Origin of the sequence: Aquimarina addita, assembly GCF_039539305.1 — a bacterium.
Lineage (GTDB): Bacteria > Bacteroidota > Bacteroidia > Flavobacteriales > Flavobacteriaceae > Aquimarina > Aquimarina addita.
On record NZ_BAABCW010000019.1, the window covers coordinates 1 to 16,620 of the forward strand.

A 16,620-nucleotide genomic window follows, 5' to 3' on the forward strand; every position below is an offset into this window, starting at 1 on the left:
TCCGAACAGAGAAGTTAAGCCCGTTAGCGCCAATGGTACTACAATCGTGGGAGAGTAGGTCGCCGCCTTCTTTAAACCCTTCATAAAATATTATGAAGGGTTTTTTTATATCCGAAAATTAAAAAAATAAAATTATTCACTTTTTTGAAAGGAAATATAGCAAATATCAGAGAACATATTTGTTTAGAGTATCAACTACTGAAAAATCAATATGAATCCTTTATTTTTAAATACAAAAACCTAGGTCTTTTATATCTTTATTGTATAGAATTGAATAACAATAAATGTCAACATTATCTGATATATTAATAAATCACGATGATAAGGGAGAAATTATATCTTTTTTATCAAAATACTATGAAATCGGACAAAAAGAATCTAACCCTGAAATTCAATTATTAAAATATAATCAAATAGGTAGTAAAGTAAGGACTTTGTCGTTTATAATGATAAAAATGATGAATGGACACAGTTGGAATATGAAATGATAGAATCTACAGAGTCTTTGAAAGAATTTGATGATTTAATTCTTCAATTGACTAAAGAATTTCAAATCATAGCCATTATAGCATACGAACAAACCACTAGTGCTACTTGCCGATTTGCTTTTTTTAAGGAAGGTAAAATTGTACGGTCGATAATTCAGGCTTATTTGTATACAGATGATAAGATAAGAGTAACTGAAAATATTGGAGATAAATTTAATTTTGAAAAATATCAACACACAACAAATGTAGGAGATGAAGTTGATGACGATGAATTATTGAGTTATTATGATGATTTTCAGGATTGGTTAAAGAAATTAGGATTTAGATGGACTAAGGAATATGGAACCTATCATCAGTATATCCATCTGGAAATATTAAAGAAAAAATAACTCTCTATTATAATTTGTATGATGTATATGAGATCTTCGGACCGTAAATATGTTATATGAGAAATATCTATTATGAAAGAACAATCGTTTATAGAAGAAAAATGGAACTGGATTACACATGGAGTAGGCTTTTTATTTTCAATTGTTGGGTTGATCGTATTAATGCTTATGGATACGAACAAAACAATGTATAGCGTGTTTGCTATTTTAGTGTATTCGGGTTCCTTGTTGATTTTGTATTTTGCTTCTACCGCATATCATTATTCAAATAATATAATACATAAACAAAGGTTCAGAATTATGGATCATATTGGTATTTACTTATTGATCGCAGGAACCTATACGCCTATTACATTAATAGGTCTACTGGAGAGTAAAGGTATAATGCTGTGTATACTGGTTTGGTCACTAGCAGGATTTGGATCTGTTTTGAAATTATTTTTTACAGGTAGATTTGAGATTTTATCTGTTGTGCTATATGTTACTATGGGATGGTTAATTATATTGGATATAGCAGCATTAACTGATAAAGTTGAACTATTAGGAATTATATATTTAATTTTAGGAGGTTTGGCTTATACTATTGGTATTGTTTTCTATGCATATAAAAAGCTTAGTTTTAGTCATGTAATTTGGCATCTTTTTGTGTTGGCGGGTAGTGTTTTTCATTATATTTTTATTTTAAATTTTATTATTTAATTTTTAATACTCTTATTTATATCAAAAAATGCTCTTCGATTCTTTTAATAGTCTTTTAATGGGGTATTCCACTATTTGATAATCAGTTATAACTCCCTTTGTACATAATATATAGTTAGATATCTTTAAGGATTAAAACTGTTATTGGATATGAAAGAAGCTGAATACTTTATAAAGGTTATTGATGAACAGATTAGAATCTTTGATGAAGAATCTAAAAAACATAAAAAACTATATAGAAATATACGATATTTTGTTTTTGGAGGTACTGGGCTTTCTACAATTCTTGCTGGAATTGCTATAGAATCCGGAGCGATGCAACGATATTTTAATATAGCATTAGTAGTAATAACAGCAGCATTGAGTGTTGCAGGGTCTTACGAGGGATTGCGTAAACCAAGTGAATTATGGATAATGGAACGTAATATGTATCATTCATTACGTGATCTGAAAAGAGCATTTCAGTTTGAGTATTTTAAAAATCATACTAAAATGAATGTTCAACCATTTTTTGATCAAATGCAATCTATTTTAAATGCAGCAGGAGAGAAGTGGCAGAAAAACATTCATAAGGCTAAAGCTGGGATTTCTATTAATAGACAAAACACGATGCCTGATTAATGAATTCTAGTCATTAATATATTCTTTATATTCGATAAAAAAAGCCTCTAGTTTAGACATTTTTTCGTGTAAAAAGACCATCGTTTGTTTCCAATCCTTTTTATTATGGATACTTACCTCAGTTAATTCTACATAGATTCTTGAAATAACTTTACCGTTTTCTAACTCATAAGAATCATTAAATATAGTAGACGGAAGATATTCTGAGGTGATGATGTTTTTTAAACTAATTAGTTTGTCATAATAATAAGCTCTTATGATGTTGTCTTTTGGTTCTATATCAATAGATACTTGTGCTCTGCTTGTGGAGAAAGTAAACTTAAGTGTTACATCTTTGATTTTTGTATTGTATAGAAGCCATTTATGTGGGTAGGTATTGCCAAAACTGGTCCAGAATTCTTGTCGTATTTGTTTTGAATCTTCTTTACTAAACATGATTATATTAAATATGCAGTAATCGTAGCAAGTAGAATTATTAATAATTTTGAAATATTAAAAGTATGGCCTTCATTATTTTCAAAAAGAATTGTTGTAGAAACATGTAAAAATATACCAATAACCAATGCTGTGATTTCTTTATAATACCCCTGAACAACCTCAAAATTTTCAGCTATAAAAGTACCTAAAGGGGTCATTAATGCAAAAAGAATCAAAAATAAAAGAATCACAGGTTTCTTAATTTCAGTTTTAATTAAAAACGTTGTTAAGATCATCGCAACCGGAATTTTATGAATAATAATTCCAACCAGAATTCCTTCGGTATTATGAATAGGAAACCCCTCTAGAATAGCATGAATTCCCAAACTGATAAATAATAAAACAGGAATATTTGTTGTCTCCTTATTAAGATGAATATGGCCATGTTCAGCTCCTTTTGAGAAATACTCCAGTATTTTCTGAAGTAATATCCCCACCATGATCCATACGCCTGTTTGTTTGGCATACGTATGGTCTTCAAAAACCTCTGGTAATAAGTTAAAGATAGTGATAGCTAATAAAAAGGCGCCACTAAATGCTAATAAAAGCTTTAGGCTTTTTTGATTGTTAGGTTTGAAGATATAAACAATTAGAGAACCTATAAAAACTGCAGATATGGATAGAAGATATGTATACACTATTTAAAAATCATAATAAGTCTTGGAGAAGTGTTTATATTAAATTTTTGTAATTTATAATTTCCAAAAATATCTAATAAATCAATGTCAGCTTCTTGAAAATAACTTTCAAAATCGGCACGTGTAATCGCTTTTACTTTTTCAGTAAAGAAATAATCTTCACCCTGATCGGTAAATTGAATATCTTTATAGATATAGCCGTCGTTTACATACCTTTTGATGTCAAAAGTAATACCATCTATCTTTTTTGTCTCTTGCGGTACAAGATTCGCAATTACATGCGCTACATTCATAAAATCAATCACTCCTAATCCATTTGAATTAAGATCTGATTTTATTGCTTTTATAGTATTCAGATTATCTTCTTCCTTTTCAAAATATCCAAAGCTGGTGAAAAGATTAAAAACGGCAGAGAATTGTTCGTTATATGGCTTACACATATCATGAACCTTAAAATGTAATGTTTCATTTTCGAACTGAGATGCATGAGCAATACTATTTTTAGAAAGGTCAGCTCCCACAACATCAAAACCTAATGTATTCAGGTAAATGCTATGCCTTCCTTTACCACAAGCGAGATCAAGAATCTTGTCTCCTTTTTCCAGATGTAAGTACTGAGTCAGGGTATCCATAAATTCCTGAGCTTCTTTAGAGCCTCTATCTTTATATAAGATATGATAGTAGGGGGTGTCAAACCAGGATGCGTACCACATTGTTGAATCTTTTAGCATAGGGCGCAAAATTAGTGTATTTTTACGGTTTAATTAATCAACTCATCTCGACTTTTTATTTTAAACCTGAAATTTTACGATTAGAATATTGAATTGAAGGATTAGATGATAAATACGAGAATGTTTGATCATCTTTTTAACATATCAGAAAGATTGACATAACTTTAATAAAGAATATAAATATAGTGAACGATTCATTTAAGATGGTAGCCAAAACCTTTTTTGGTTTTGAAGAGATATTAGCCAAAGAATTAAGAAATCTGGGAGCGCAAAAAGTGGAACAAGGAAACCGTATGGTAAGTTTTTATGGTGATACTGGATTTATGTATAAAGCTAATTTATGTCTAAGGACAGCCTTAAAAATTCTAAAACCTATAGGTTCTAAGAAAATCCGCAATGAAAAAGATTTATATAACCTTATTCAATCAATTGATTGGATACAATATCTGGACGCCAATGATTCTTTTGCGATTTATGCTACTGTAAATTCTACGATATTCACACATTCTCAATTTATATCTCTTAAGTCTAAAGATGCTATTGTAGATAAGTTTAGAGCAGAAAAAGGAGAACGCCCTAATGTAGACACTGAGTACCCTGATTTAACAATAAATATTCATATCCAACAGGATTTTTGTACGGTTTCCTTAGATAGTTCAGGTGGGTCATTGCATCAACGGGGGTATCGAACGGTTACTAATATTGCGCCTATCAATGAGGTGTTAGCCGCAGGGTTATTACTATTATCTGGTTGGGATGGACAAAGTGATTTTCTGGATCCTATGTGTGGTAGTGGTACATTGGCTATAGAAGCTGCGATGATTGCTTGTAATATTCCGGCAAATCTTAATCGTAAGGAATTTGCTTTTGAGAAATGGTTAGATTGGGATATGGAATTGTTTGAGAAAATAGAAGAGGCATGTTTGAACAAGACGCGAGAGTTTCCTTATACTATCATCGGTATGGATAAAGCTCCATCTGCAATTAGAAAATCGAATCAAAACATAGAAAATGCTAATCTGGTAGAATTTGTTAAAATAAAAGAAGGAGATTTCTTTGAGAGTACTAAAGAAGGAGATAAACCATTACATATCGTTTTTAATCCGCCTTATGGAGAACGATTGGAAATTGATGCTGAAGCATTTTATGCTCAGATTGGTGATACATTGAAACAAAGTTATCCAGGAACCAATGCGTGGTTTATAACCTCTAATCTGGAATCATTAAAGTTTGTAGGTCTTAGACCTTCTAGAAAAATCAAAGTATTTAATGGTAAATTAGAATCTCGATTAGTCAAGTATGAAATGTACGCGGGTAGTAAAAAAGCAAAATTTCAGGATAAAGAGTAGCAAGTATTCAAATTTTGATTCCTTTTTTTCTTAGACAATAATTCTCTTTTAATTGTTTATTTAACGTTTAATACAAAACAATACTTCTTTATATTTAATAAAAAATATATGTATGGTAACTAATTATTTTTTAAAACTAATATCGACGTTTTGTTTATTAGTACAATTGACTAATGTTTTTTGTCAAGACTCTATCAACTATAAGAATGAAATAATTAACAGAGTTGATCTTCATCAACGAAAACAAGGTGTTTGGAAACTGTATGATCAACAAGATGGTCATTATTTAGAAATGAATTATATAAATGATAGTTTGATAGGATCTATTGAGATTAAGAATCAACATTCCGTAATATATAAGATAGCAGAACCTTATAGAAAACCAAATGAATTTGTATTCTTTCATAAAGGTAAAAAAATTAACGGCTATTATATGTTTAAAGATAAAAAGCGAATAGCGATGCATATAGAGGATAGTGTACCTTTACCTCAAAAAATAGCAAATCAAGTTAGTAATTATTCTATGATTAGAGCTATGTTTTATGGTGGAGAAAAAATGTTAAATAAGTTTTTGAGGAAAAATGTTAGGTCTCCAAAAATCACAAAGAAACCTCAAGAGGTTCTTGTAAGGTATGTTATAGATAGAAATGGTTATGTGAGGGATGCAATAATTATTCGAAAAGGTGACGATGTATTAAATAAAGAAGTTTTAAGGGTTCTTGATTTAATGCCTCGATGGCAACCGGGTTTTCAGCATGGGAAATTTGTAAAAAGCATTTCTTTACTTCCTTTTTCTTTTAATTAAAATTATCGAGCATTCTTATTTCAAATGTTATAAAATACAGTCGCATAAAGGAATAAATATTAGACGTTACCTTTTAGTATAATCAATGTTTATATAACCTTTTGTAGATTAATGAGTATTATTAAGAATAAGAGCTCTTTTGTAAACCCAATCCTTTGTAACAGTAGAAACAAATAATATGCTTCACTTAATTGTAGGAAATACAGGTGCTGGTAAAACAACCTATGCAAACGAATTGAAAGATAGATTACAAGGAATTATTTTTTCTATAGATACTTGGAATAACACCTTGTTTCTTCCGGATAAAAATTCTCAAGATGGGCTGCAATGGTTTCTGGAAAGAATTGAAAGAGCAGAAGATGTGATGATGAGATTAATAGAACAGCTTGAAGATATACAAACGGATACTATTTTGGATCTGGGGTTATCTAAGTTTGAACATCGAGAAAAGTTTAGAAAATTCGCTAATGCAAGAGGATATTTATTAAAAATTCACTTTATAGATATACCCAAAGAAACCAGGTATGCAAGAATTTTAAAACGAAACAAAGAAAAAGGAGTAACTTTTGAGTTTGAGGTGAGTGAAGAAAATTTTGATTTTATGGAAAATTGGTTTGAAAAACCAAGTGAAATAGAAATGAGAAACGGTGTAATTATTACTGAATAATAAAGGTGATAAACTAAAAAAATCATCTAGCATATGGTTTATAAATAACTAATAAAGAATGACTAAATACTTTTTATTATTTGTTGTAGTTTTTCTAAAAAGCATTTTGATAAATGCGCAAGAGGCTACCTCCGTTGATTCTACTAAAATATTAAACGAAGTTATTGTTGTTTATCAAGCAAATAAATTAACACCCTTCACTTTTCAAGATATCCCGGCAAAAGAATTGAAAGCAAAATCAACAGGTCAGGAACCCTCATTTTTGTTATCAGAAACTCCATCAATTACAAATTATTCTGATGCAGGAAACTCACAAGGGTATTCTTATTTTAGAATGCGTGGCATTGATCAGACAAGAGTTAATATTACTTTGGATGGTGTTCCTCTTAATGAACCAGAGGATCAGGGTGCTTATTTTTCAAACTATCCTGATATTGTAAATTCTGTTAGTAAAATTCAGATTCAGCGGGGGGTAGGAACGTCAAAAAATGGAGTAGCAAGTTATGCAGGAAGTATTCAGTTATTCTCACCAAAGCTTCAGGATTCTGCAAAAACGACTGTGGGGATCGATTATGGTTCTTTTAATAGTGTACGGGCATTTGGGATCTATAATAGTGGAATTAAAAATAAAAAAGCATTTTATATAAGAGCATCGCAGATATATTCTGATGGATATAAGTACAATTCATCTAATAATTCTCAATCTGTTTTTCTAAGTACCGGTCTATTTAATGACACGTCAACCTGGAAATTAAATATACTGGCGGGGCAACAAAAAAACGAGTTGGCATGGTTAGGAGTTGCTGATTCTCTGATCCAAAGGGATAGAAGAACCAATGCGAATGAAAATGAAAAAGATCGATTTGTACAAGCATTAGCGCAACTTCAACATAAGTGGAAAGTTAGTACGCACTCATCACTTCAATCAAGTGTATACTATACATATCTAACAGGTGATTATGATTTTAATTTAAATACATTCTTAGGACTTCCGTCTACTGAGGAGCTATTTAACTATGATTTTCAATCTAACTTATTAGGTTTTTTTAGCAATTATAGAGTATCAAAAAAGAAGTTTAATTGGACTACGGGTATTCATGGCAATGTTTATGAAAGAGAACATCGAGGGAGTGAACGTTCTCTGGGGGATTTATATAAAAATATGGGACATAAAAATGAGATAAGTATTTTTTCCAAGTTGGACTTTATGGTGAATGATTTTTCTTTTTTTGCAGATATTCAATATCGATATACTTCTTTTGACTATACAGGGTCTGTTAATTTTGATCCACGTACCTGGCATTTTGTGAATCCAAAAATAGGAGTCAGTTTTAAGTTTCAACAAGGCAGTTTATTATATTATAGTTTAGGAAGTACAGGCAGAGAACCGACGCGAAATGATATTTTTGGAGGGAATGATGATTTGTTAGCTGACGATATGAATACAGCTGTTGTTTTTATAGAAGATCCGGAATATGTGGTTGATCACGAATTAGGATGGAGATTTTCTTCTAAAAACCTTACACTAGATATGAATCTTTATTATATGGATTTTAGTAATGAAATTGTATTACAAGGTAATTTCGGTCCTAATGGTTTAGCTTTAACAAATAATGTAGAAGAGAGTTATAGAACAGGTGTAGAAGTCAATGCTGTTTATAGTATCAATCATAATTTTTCATTAATTAATAATTCATCGTTTAATTATATTAGAATCAAAGAACAATCCGAAGTGTTTTCTCCAATATTAACACCTCCTGTATTGATTAATCAGGAATTAGTGTACACTCATAATAACCTGGTTGTTGGATTATCTGCTAGATATCAAGACGATTCGTATATGGATTTTGCAAACACCGCTGCTATAGATGCTTATGTTTTACTAAATAGCCGAATCCAATATGCATTAGAGCGGTATCAATTTTCTGTGTTTGTAAATAATATTACAAACACAACATATTTTAATAACGGATATGTTGATTTTGATGGGACTAATAAGTTTTTTGTACAAGCACCTACTAATTTTCATGTGGCTATACAATATAGTTTCTGATCTTGCTGAATTTTAAAAATTATACATGAAAAAAGCATTTGTATTCGGTAAATTTTTACCCTTTCATAAGGGGCATGAAGCTATGATACATTTTGCACTTCAGCAATGTGATTTTCTGACTATTTTGATTTGTTGCAGTGATCAAGAGCAAATTTCCTGCGCTGTCAGAAAAGAATGGATTGTTAACACGTTTAAAGATCAACACACTATTGAGGTAAGGGTTTTTAATTATTTAGAAAGTGAATTGCCTAATACATCAGAGTCATCAAAGGAAGTGTCTCGCTTGTGGGCGCAAACATTTAAGAATCAATTTCTTGATTATTCATTTATAATCACATCAGAAATTTATGGTAATTATGTAGCTGAATTTATGGGTGTGACTCATATACCTTTTGATATACCAAGAAATTTGGTGCCGGTTTCTGCTACAGCAGTACGAAATGATATTTTTTTAAATTGGAATTTTTTACCAGATACAGTGAAACCTTACTTTGTCACAAAAATTGTAATACTAGGAACAGAATCTACAGGGAAGACTACATTAACAAAGCTGCTTTCTGATTATTTTGATTGTAGTTTAGTTCTTGAAACAGGAAGAGAGCTTATAGAGAATTCTAACGATTTTGATTATGAAGACTTATATAAAGTGTCAAAAGAACATGCAAAACGGATAAATAATGCACTCTTAGGTAAAAGTCCACTCGTATTGATAGATACTGATATACATATTACAAAATCTTATTCGAGATTTGTATTCGGAAAAGAATTAATAGTTAAAGAAGCTATTTATGCAGCAAATAGGGCAGATGTTTACATATATCTAAACAATGATGTGGAGCATATACAAGATGGAACACGACTTAGTAAATCAGATAGGGATAAGTTAGACATATTTCATAGAGAAGTATTGACCGAAAATGAAATAAGTATCACTGAAATTTCTGGAAATTGGTCAGAGAGATTTAATCAAGCGGTTTTATTAATTGAGAAGTGTATTCAAGATAAAAAGAAAGATACTAGTTAACTCAGAGATGGTACATAAACTGCTTTTCTTTTTTGATTAAAATTTAAGAGTCTATCTTTTCTTTTTTACAAAAGGAATCAAATAACTAATAGAATACGTATACCCTACATTATATGAACTATAATCATTGGTTCTGCCAAACCCTGGTACAAAGAGATTGTCAAACCTATCCGGAGTTTTTTCACTTAATAATCTTCTTAACGAAATATTGGCTCCAAGATATAAGTTTTTAAATGTTTCAACTTTAATACCTAAGATGAATTCTACCCAACTGGCAGTTAAACTATCAACTTCAATTCTTTCATTCCTCACAGGAACAGGGAAATAATCAGAATTATTAAAAATTTTATAACTATTTAAAGTTTGATTGAATGTAGAAAAACCATACCTGAGCCCTACATAAATACTATTTTGCATTCCATACCAGTTATTATATGCATTATAATCTGCACCTATCCTGGCATAGCTTCCAGCACCTTCTACACTAATGTTTTCTTCATTTCTAAGTAAAGATTCATTTCCTATTTCTGCCGCCAGATAGTAATTTTTATAAATTCGATAATCACCTAAAATTTCAAAACCAGTATATTCATCATTAGTGTCGTCATTATCTTCACTTAATACTGTTCTAATGAGTCTACCAATATCAACACCTACCCTAAAGCCGTATTTTTCTGCAGGTGGTAATGTGTCTCTTGCGGTAATCTTTTTTTCTTCTTCTTTTTCTTTTTCTTCTTGTGCAGAAATTACACCACACAACAGGATACTAATGTAAAAAAAGTACGTGCGCATTAGTCTCATCTGTTATATCTCTTTGTTGAACTATTATATTTCTTATCCAATTTTTGTCTTCGTCAAAATCTATATTGCTATTATCTCTTGTAAATTCTACTTCCAGCCCCAAGTAGTTCACTCTAAAACCACAAGCACTATTTACATATTCTTCTTGTGGGGTATATAGAAAATCAATAGTATCCCTTCTTATAAGACTTTCATCTTCACTGGTAGCATTTGTAGTAAATATTAATTGAGTGATGCTAGCATCTGTTTTTAATGGGATCAGTATAGAATCCAGAGAAGTTACATCAGAAATAACATCTGTAATTGCGGGATCCGCTGATCTTACTTCCAGATCTACAGGCTGATTAATATCCAAAGCTGTTACAAAATCTATAAATTTTATAATTACCTGTGGGGTAGTAGCAGCATCTTCCGGGCATATATCATCACGTTCACAACTGGCACTAAAATACACGATAGCAAAACAGCCTATAAATAGCAATGCCGTTTTAGAAACTTTTAAATATGTATTGTTTATAATCATAAGTTAATTCTAAATATGAAATATACTTAGTTTAGTATATTTATCATCTCTTTTCTAATAAAACTACATTTTCTACGTGATGCGTTTGTGGGAACATATCCACAGATTGTGTTTTTGTTACTTTGTATACACTATCTAATAACGATAAATCTCTTGCCTGTGTTGCACTATTGCAACTTACGTACACGATTTTATCTGGTATAATAGTGAGTATTTGTGCTACCACATCTTTATGCATTCCATCTCTGGGAGGATCTGTAATGATTATATCAGGTTTACCATGCGTTTCAATAAATTGCGAAGTAAATACTTTTTTCATATCACCTGCATAGAATTCTACATTATCAATTTTATTATTTCGGGCATTTTCTTTTGCATCTTCTATTGCTTCCGGTACAGCTTCTACTCCAACTACTTTTTTTGCGTTTTTAGAAACAAATTGGGCTATAGTACCAGTTCCTGTATACAAGTCATATACCACTTCATTTCCGGTAAGACCAGCAAAATCTCGTGTTACTTTATATAGTTCGTATGCTTGTTTAGAATTGGTTTGATAGAAGGATTTTGCATTGATTTTAAATCGTAACCCTTCCATTTCTTCTTCTATATAATCTCTGCCTTTATAACAGATGACATCCTGATCATAGATGGTATCATTTCCTTTAGAGTTTATAACGTATTGAAGAGATGTAACCTCAGGAAATTCGATAGCAATATATTCTAATAGTGCTATTCTTTTTTCGACATCTTCATGAAAGAACTGAATTAATATCATGATTTCTCCAGTTGACGCAATTCTAATCATCAATGTACGAAGAAATCCTTTTTGATTTCTGGCATTGTAAAAAGATAGATTATTAGTGTTAGCAAAAGTTTTTACCTTATTTCTTATATCATTACTTGGATCTTCTTGTAGGTGACACTTGTTGATATCTAATATTTTATCCCACATACCAGGAATGTGAAAACCAAGAGCGTTACGGTTACCGATTTCTTCATCACTCTGTACTTCTTCTAATGTTAACCAACGACTATCACTAAAAGAGAACTCCATTTTATTTCTATAGAAAAATTGATCTGCAGAGCCAAGGATAGGAGAAACTTCTGGTAATTCAATTTTACCAAGACGTGTTAGATTACTGGTAACTTCTTGTTGCTTGTAAGCAAGTTGATATTTATAGTCCATAAATTGCCATTTGCAACCCCCACAGGTTCCAAAATGTTCACATACAGGAGTAACACGTTTATCAGAATAGGTGTGAATGGTTGTTGCAGAACCTTCATAGTAGGCCTTTCGCTTTTTTGTGGTTTGAATATCTACAACGTCACCAGGAACAGCGTTGTTGATAAATATTACTTTTCCATCAGGAGCTTTCGCAATACTTTTTCCTTTTGCACCAGCATCGATTACTTCGATGTTCTCAAAAACCTGTCTTTTGTTCTTTCTTGCCATAGCGCAAAAATAAGAATAGAAAGCATATACTTATTAATTATTAGCTATATCTTATAAAAAGAACAAAAAAAAATGAACCTGATTGGTTTTAATACGTCTTTAAGTATAGAGATTGATAATACAATGGATAAAAAAATATTTGATTCTTTACTAGTATTACAATATCAGTCCGGAAATAAGAAAGCAGCAGGACTTCTTGTAAAACGATGGCATAAAAAATTATGCAAGCAAGCATATTGGTATACAAATGATATAGATGCGGCAAAAGATATTGCTCAGGATAGCTGGACAACCATTTTAACAAAAATTAATAATTTGAAAGAGCCTAACCGTTTTGGCAATTGGGCATTAACCATTGTTAATAGAAAATCAATAGATTGGTTACGGAAAAATGAAAAAGAACTGATTAACAGAGGACGATATATGTATGAAACTAATATTTCTAATACTGAAACCAATACAGTTGATGATACTAAGTATATAATAACTCAATTAAAAAATGTAATTAAAGAATTATCTATTGATCAACAGATAGTACTTAATTTATTTTATCTGGAATCTTATAATATTAAAGAAATTAGCGAGATTATAGATGTTTCGCCGGGTACAGTTAAATCAAGATTATTTACAGCAAGAGAAAAACTAAAACAAATTTTTAAAAACAGAAATTATGAAAAATGATATTGAAGATATTGATGCATTAATAAAAGAAACTTTAACTGAAGAAGAAGCAAAGTTTTACGATGACTTAGAAGAGCAAAATCTGTTAGAGATGTTTGGAGGACTTTTTAAAACGAAACAAGCTTGGCTTATGATTATTATGAATATTGTAAATATTATAGGATTGGTATTTTTAATTTATTGCACCATACAGTTTTTAAACACAGATACAACTAATGAACTTATCAAATGGTTGGCAGCAGGTGGTATTTGTTTGACTTTTATGATTATGATTAAACTTTTTTCGTGGATGCAAATGGATAAAAATGCTTTATTGAGAGAAATTAAAAGGCTAGAGCTTCAAGTTTCATCATTAGCAAGCAGAGTATCTTAAAAAATATACATAATAACTCACTTTGATTAGTATAAATTAAAGTATGAAGGTTTAGTTTTAGTAAAATCTCAAATAATAACCCAGTATGTTATTAAAAATAAGAATTATATAGTTTAACTGGTTTTAAATTAAAAATATGATAAAGTTTTAGTAATTTGCAACGAGTTTTGAGATATAATAATAGTCAATTGTTTTTTGTAATTATAGACTCATAATTCATAACCGCTCTACAAAAGCAAGGATGATTTCTCTCCAGTGGTTTTATCAAAGCAGGAATCAAAAAAAGTTTACTTTAATACGCTTACAACAATGCCAGTTTTAGAAAAAAAGTCATCAAAACATTCAATTGATTTAGAAAATAAGTATGGAGCTCATAATTATCATCCGTTACCAGTGGTTTTAACTAGGGGAGAAGGAGTATACGTGTGGGATGTAGAAGGGAAAAAGTATTATGATTTTTTAAGTGCATATTCTGCTGTAAACCAAGGGCATTGTCATCCTAAAATTGTGGGTGCAATGATGGAGCAGGCACAACAACTCACCTTAACTTCGAGAGCATTTTATAATGATAAATTAGGAGCTTATGAAAAATATGCCTCTGAGTATTTTGGTTTTGACAAGTTATTACCAATGAATACTGGTGCTGAAGCTGTAGAGACTGCTTTGAAAATTTGTAGAAAATGGGCCTATGAGAAAAAAGGGATCCCAGAGAATGAGGCACAAATAATAGTATGTAAAAATAATTTTCATGGGAGAACGACAACGATCATCTCTTTTTCTAATGACCCCGTTGCGAGAGAAAATTTTGGACCGTATACCGATGGATTTATTAAAATAGAATATGATAATATTTCTGCACTTAGGGAAGTTCTGGAAAACACAAAAAATATAGCTGGATTTTTAGTGGAACCCATACAGGGAGAAGCGGGAGTATATGTACCAGCAGAGGATTATCTTAAAAAGGCTAAAGCTTTGTGTGAAGAACATAATGTTCTTTTTATTGCTGATGAAGTACAGACGGGTATAGCGCGTACTGGCAGATTATTGGCAACTTGTGGTGATTGTACTTGTACTGATAAAAATTGTTCAGGGATACCTGATGTAAAACCTGATGTTTTAATTTTAGGAAAGGCATTGAGTGGTGGAGCTTACCCCGTTTCAGCAGTTTTGGCAGATGATGCTATTATGGAGGTCATACAACCAGGTAACCACGGAAGTACTTTTGGAGGAAATCCGGTTGCAGCAGCTGTGGCGATTGCAGCATTAGAAGTGGTAAGAGAGGAAGATCTGGCAGAAAATGCTTTCCAATTAGGTGAATTATTCAGGTTAGAACTTCAGAAATATATCGAAACCTCTACCATTGTACAGTTAGTCAGAGGTAAAGGTTTATTAAATGCAATTGTTATTAATGATGATGAAGAAAGTGAAACTGCCTGGAATATTTGCGTTGCTTTAAAGGAAAATGGGTTATTAGCAAAACCTACTCATGGAAACATTATTCGTTTTGCGCCTCCATTAGTTATGAATAAGGAACAACTTTTAGCGTGTGTTGAGATTATTACGAAAACGCTCAAAGAGTTTGAAAATTAAAATGTTACAACACAAAAAATCCTGCTAAGAGCAGGATTTTTTGTGTCAAAGAATTTTTATTGATAAAGTACTTTGATTTTTTAAACTCGATACATATTAGTATGTGGACGATCCATTCATCATTTCAGCCCAAGGCAACATAGCTCCCATCGCAATAAAGTAAATCAGCACAAAAAGAAAATAAATTGCTCCTAAAACAATTCCTATAATAGCACAAATTCTACCAGCATTGAGGTTTTCATATCCATAATATAAATCGGGGTTATTTTTATATAACTTTACTGATTTATTAGAAATTACTAAACCAATTATTCCAAAAATTAATCCAATAAATCCGTAACAACATAAAGCAGTAATAATAGAAACGATTCCGAATATTAGTACTAATGTAGCGTTAGGTATTTGTTGTTTGTCTTCCATAATTTACATTTATAATTTGCAACAATAAGGAATATATTTTTAATATAAAAGTATTTTGAAAGGGGTCATCAGATTAAATCTAAAAACTTCCAAAAAAAGAAAACAAAAGTAATAGCGATAATCTAAAAACTTGATATTAGTTTTGGTTAATATAATTTTTTGTAAAAGAATACGAGAAAGGAGATTAAATGACGGAAGAAATAATAAAATTAAAATGACTCTCATATACTTATATATGGAGTCATTTTTTGGTTGTATTTAGTTACCCATAAAGGAAGCGGCACCTCCTAGAACAGTTGCTAAAATATTTAGAACAATTGCAATACCAAAACCCCATAATGCCATGGTACAGGCTGCTTTTGCTTTTTTAGGAGCTTTATCTTTATTCATAAAATAGATAATTGCTCCTGCTAGGGGTATACAGAATGATAATACTTTTAATCCTGTTTCCAATTCTTCCTGTGATCCGTTATTTGGATCGATAGAGTTTTCGCTCATACTATTGTAGATTTAATTGATTAATATTAAAATTTGATTTCCTATAAATTTTCCAATGATAGCAACTAATGACATCATGCCTGTTCCTGCCATTAATCCTGTTATTACTCTTCTGATATTATTGCTTTCCAGATCAAAGTAAGCTTGTATTAAACCATCTAAATATGTTGGTAATATAAGAAAAATCGTCCAATAAAGGTTTAATGTAATTAGATCAAATGTGAATAGGGGAAAAGATAGATACCCTATATGTATACCTGTACAGCGAGAACATACTGGGAACTGCTTGCCTTTCCAAAAGAATGACCTTGAGGCCATTCTATGGCAAGAAACAAGATTT

General features: G+C 31.0%; 20 protein-coding genes and 1 rRNA gene. 12 read left to right on the forward strand and 9 right to left on the reverse strand.

Going from position 1 to position 16,620, the window contains the following annotated elements:
• From rrf to ABD816_RS17790, 4 genes are all read left to right on the forward strand, one after another.
• Positions 1–71, forward strand: a 5S ribosomal RNA gene (gene rrf, locus ABD816_RS22325); the annotation flags it as partial.
• Positions 72–484: 413 nt separating this feature from the next.
• Positions 485–877, forward strand: coding sequence for a hypothetical protein (locus tag ABD816_RS17780; RefSeq protein ID WP_344929689.1), 393 nt, complete (start codon positions 485–487; stop codon positions 875–877).
• A gap of 72 nt (positions 878–949) precedes the next feature.
• A complete protein-coding gene (gene trhA, locus ABD816_RS17785; RefSeq protein ID WP_344929690.1) occupies positions 950–1,576 on the forward strand; it encodes a PAQR family membrane homeostasis protein TrhA in 627 nt (208 codons plus the stop codon).
• 150 nt (positions 1,577–1,726) lie between these two features.
• A complete protein-coding gene (locus ABD816_RS17790) occupies positions 1,727–2,197 on the forward strand; it encodes an SLATT domain-containing protein (protein ID WP_344929691.1) in 471 nt (156 codons plus the stop codon).
• A 6-nt stretch (positions 2,198–2,203) separates the two neighbouring features.
• Here ABD816_RS17790 and ABD816_RS17795 read toward each other — a convergent pair whose 3' ends face one another.
• From ABD816_RS17795 to ABD816_RS17805, 3 genes are read right to left on the reverse strand one after another with little or no spacing between them, the layout of a single operon-like run.
• Positions 2,204–2,632 carry a DUF4268 domain-containing protein gene (locus ABD816_RS17795; RefSeq protein WP_344929693.1) on the reverse strand — a complete coding sequence of 143 codons (429 nt, stop codon included), beginning with the start codon at positions 2,630–2,632 and terminating at the stop codon, positions 2,204–2,206.
• 2 nt (positions 2,633–2,634) lie between these two features.
• Positions 2,635–3,312 (reverse strand): ZIP family metal transporter, encoded by a 678-nt coding sequence (locus ABD816_RS17800; protein ID WP_344929694.1) that lies wholly within the window; start codon positions 3,310–3,312, stop codon positions 2,635–2,637.
• Positions 3,312–4,043, reverse strand: coding sequence for a class I SAM-dependent methyltransferase (locus ABD816_RS17805; RefSeq protein ID WP_344929695.1), 732 nt, complete (start codon positions 4,041–4,043; stop codon positions 3,312–3,314). The genes ABD816_RS17800 and ABD816_RS17805 overlap by 1 nt, the downstream gene beginning before the upstream one ends.
• Positions 4,044–4,246: 203 nt before the next feature.
• Here ABD816_RS17805 and ABD816_RS17810 point away from each other — a divergent pair, with 203 nt between their 5' ends.
• The 5 genes from ABD816_RS17810 to ABD816_RS17830 all read left to right on the forward strand — a co-directional run bounded on the left by ABD816_RS17810 (position 4,247) and on the right by ABD816_RS17830 (position 9,941).
• Positions 4,247–5,392, forward strand: coding sequence for a THUMP domain-containing class I SAM-dependent RNA methyltransferase (locus ABD816_RS17810; RefSeq protein WP_344929794.1), 1,146 nt, complete (start codon positions 4,247–4,249; stop codon positions 5,390–5,392).
• Between the two features lie 112 nt (positions 5,393–5,504).
• The gene (locus tag ABD816_RS17815) at positions 5,505–6,197 is read left to right on the forward strand and encodes an energy transducer TonB (RefSeq protein WP_344929696.1); all 693 of its coding nucleotides are present in this window, start codon (positions 5,505–5,507) and stop codon (positions 6,195–6,197) included.
• Between the two features lie 178 nt (positions 6,198–6,375).
• Positions 6,376–6,864, forward strand: coding sequence for a P-loop nucleotide/nucleoside kinase family protein (locus tag ABD816_RS17820; protein WP_344929698.1), 489 nt, complete (start codon positions 6,376–6,378; stop codon positions 6,862–6,864).
• A gap of 58 nt (positions 6,865–6,922) precedes the next feature.
• Positions 6,923–8,917, forward strand: coding sequence for a TonB-dependent receptor (locus ABD816_RS17825; protein ID WP_344929699.1), 1,995 nt, complete (start codon positions 6,923–6,925; stop codon positions 8,915–8,917).
• 25 nt (positions 8,918–8,942) lie between these two features.
• The gene (locus tag ABD816_RS17830) at positions 8,943–9,941 is read left to right on the forward strand and encodes an AAA family ATPase (protein WP_344929701.1); all 999 of its coding nucleotides are present in this window, start codon (positions 8,943–8,945) and stop codon (positions 9,939–9,941) included.
• A gap of 51 nt (positions 9,942–9,992) precedes the next feature.
• On the opposite strand, the gene ABD816_RS17835 is transcribed toward ABD816_RS17830, so the two are convergent.
• From ABD816_RS17835 to rlmD, 3 genes are read right to left on the reverse strand one after another with little or no spacing between them, the layout of a single operon-like run.
• A complete protein-coding gene (locus tag ABD816_RS17835) occupies positions 9,993–10,742 on the reverse strand; it encodes a DUF6048 family protein (protein ID WP_344929703.1) in 750 nt (249 codons plus the stop codon).
• A complete protein-coding gene (locus tag ABD816_RS17840; RefSeq protein ID WP_344929705.1) occupies positions 10,708–11,265 on the reverse strand; it encodes a DUF6452 family protein in 558 nt (185 codons plus the stop codon). Before ABD816_RS17840 ends, ABD816_RS17835 begins: the two co-directional genes overlap by 35 nt.
• Before the next feature lie 43 nt (positions 11,266–11,308).
• Positions 11,309–12,718, reverse strand: a complete 1,410-nt coding sequence (gene rlmD, locus ABD816_RS17845) for a 23S rRNA (uracil(1939)-C(5))-methyltransferase RlmD (protein ID WP_344929706.1) — start codon at positions 12,716–12,718, stop codon at positions 11,309–11,311.
• Between the two features lie 72 nt (positions 12,719–12,790).
• On the opposite strand from rlmD, the gene ABD816_RS17850 reads away from it, so the two are divergent.
• The 3 genes from ABD816_RS17850 to rocD all read left to right on the forward strand — a co-directional run bounded on the left by ABD816_RS17850 (position 12,791) and on the right by rocD (position 15,362).
• A complete protein-coding gene (locus ABD816_RS17850; RefSeq protein WP_344929708.1) occupies positions 12,791–13,399 on the forward strand; it encodes an RNA polymerase sigma factor in 609 nt (202 codons plus the stop codon).
• A complete protein-coding gene (locus tag ABD816_RS17855; protein ID WP_344929709.1) occupies positions 13,389–13,772 on the forward strand; it encodes a DUF6768 family protein in 384 nt (127 codons plus the stop codon). Before ABD816_RS17850 ends, ABD816_RS17855 begins: the two co-directional genes overlap by 11 nt.
• Before the next feature lie 309 nt (positions 13,773–14,081).
• Positions 14,082–15,362, forward strand: coding sequence for an ornithine--oxo-acid transaminase (gene rocD, locus ABD816_RS17860; protein ID WP_344929710.1), 1,281 nt, complete (start codon positions 14,082–14,084; stop codon positions 15,360–15,362).
• 96 nt (positions 15,363–15,458) lie between these two features.
• On the opposite strand, the gene ABD816_RS17865 is transcribed toward rocD, so the two are convergent.
• The 3 genes from ABD816_RS17865 to ABD816_RS17875 form a co-directional block, all read right to left on the reverse strand.
• Positions 15,459–15,782, reverse strand: a complete 324-nt coding sequence (locus ABD816_RS17865; RefSeq protein WP_344929712.1) for a CCC motif membrane protein — start codon at positions 15,780–15,782, stop codon at positions 15,459–15,461.
• 258 nt (positions 15,783–16,040) lie between these two features.
• Positions 16,041–16,280, reverse strand: coding sequence for a hypothetical protein (locus ABD816_RS17870; protein ID WP_344929713.1), 240 nt, complete (start codon positions 16,278–16,280; stop codon positions 16,041–16,043).
• A gap of 12 nt (positions 16,281–16,292) precedes the next feature.
• A complete protein-coding gene (locus tag ABD816_RS17875) occupies positions 16,293–16,598 on the reverse strand; it encodes a DUF2085 domain-containing protein (RefSeq protein WP_344929715.1) in 306 nt (101 codons plus the stop codon).
• Between the last annotated feature and the right edge of the window lie 22 nt (positions 16,599–16,620).

Coding starts and splice junctions, on each gene's coding strand:
- ABD816_RS17780 (WP_344929689.1), top strand. CDS start 485: ATGATAGAATCTACAGAGTCTTTGAAAGAATTTGATGATTTAATTCTT.
- trhA (WP_344929690.1), top strand. CDS start 950: ATGAAAGAACAATCGTTTATAGAAGAAAAATGGAACTGGATTACACAT.
- ABD816_RS17790 (WP_344929691.1), top strand. CDS start 1,727: ATGAAAGAAGCTGAATACTTTATAAAGGTTATTGATGAACAGATTAGA.
- ABD816_RS17795 (WP_344929693.1), bottom strand. CDS start 2,632: ATGTTTAGTAAAGAAGATTCAAAACAAATACGACAAGAATTCTGGACC.
- ABD816_RS17805 (WP_344929695.1), bottom strand. CDS start 4,043: ATGCTAAAAGATTCAACAATGTGGTACGCATCCTGGTTTGACACCCCC.
- ABD816_RS17810 (WP_344929794.1), top strand. CDS start 4,247: ATGGTAGCCAAAACCTTTTTTGGTTTTGAAGAGATATTAGCCAAAGAA.
- ABD816_RS17815 (WP_344929696.1), top strand. CDS start 5,505: ATGGTAACTAATTATTTTTTAAAACTAATATCGACGTTTTGTTTATTA.
- ABD816_RS17820 (WP_344929698.1), top strand. CDS start 6,376: ATGCTTCACTTAATTGTAGGAAATACAGGTGCTGGTAAAACAACCTAT.
- ABD816_RS17825 (WP_344929699.1), top strand. CDS start 6,923: ATGACTAAATACTTTTTATTATTTGTTGTAGTTTTTCTAAAAAGCATT.
- ABD816_RS17830 (WP_344929701.1), top strand. CDS start 8,943: ATGAAAAAAGCATTTGTATTCGGTAAATTTTTACCCTTTCATAAGGGG.
- ABD816_RS17835 (WP_344929703.1), bottom strand. CDS start 10,742: ATGAGACTAATGCGCACGTACTTTTTTTACATTAGTATCCTGTTGTGT.
- ABD816_RS17840 (WP_344929705.1), bottom strand. CDS start 11,265: ATGATTATAAACAATACATATTTAAAAGTTTCTAAAACGGCATTGCTA.
- rlmD (WP_344929706.1), bottom strand. CDS start 12,718: ATGGCAAGAAAGAACAAAAGACAGGTTTTTGAGAACATCGAAGTAATC.
- ABD816_RS17850 (WP_344929708.1), top strand. CDS start 12,791: ATGAACCTGATTGGTTTTAATACGTCTTTAAGTATAGAGATTGATAAT.
- ABD816_RS17855 (WP_344929709.1), top strand. CDS start 13,389: ATGAAAAATGATATTGAAGATATTGATGCATTAATAAAAGAAACTTTA.
- rocD (WP_344929710.1), top strand. CDS start 14,082: ATGCCAGTTTTAGAAAAAAAGTCATCAAAACATTCAATTGATTTAGAA.
- ABD816_RS17865 (WP_344929712.1), bottom strand. CDS start 15,782: ATGGAAGACAAACAACAAATACCTAACGCTACATTAGTACTAATATTC.
- ABD816_RS17870 (WP_344929713.1), bottom strand. CDS start 16,280: ATGAGCGAAAACTCTATCGATCCAAATAACGGATCACAGGAAGAATTG.
- ABD816_RS17875 (WP_344929715.1), bottom strand. CDS start 16,598: ATGGCCTCAAGGTCATTCTTTTGGAAAGGCAAGCAGTTCCCAGTATGT.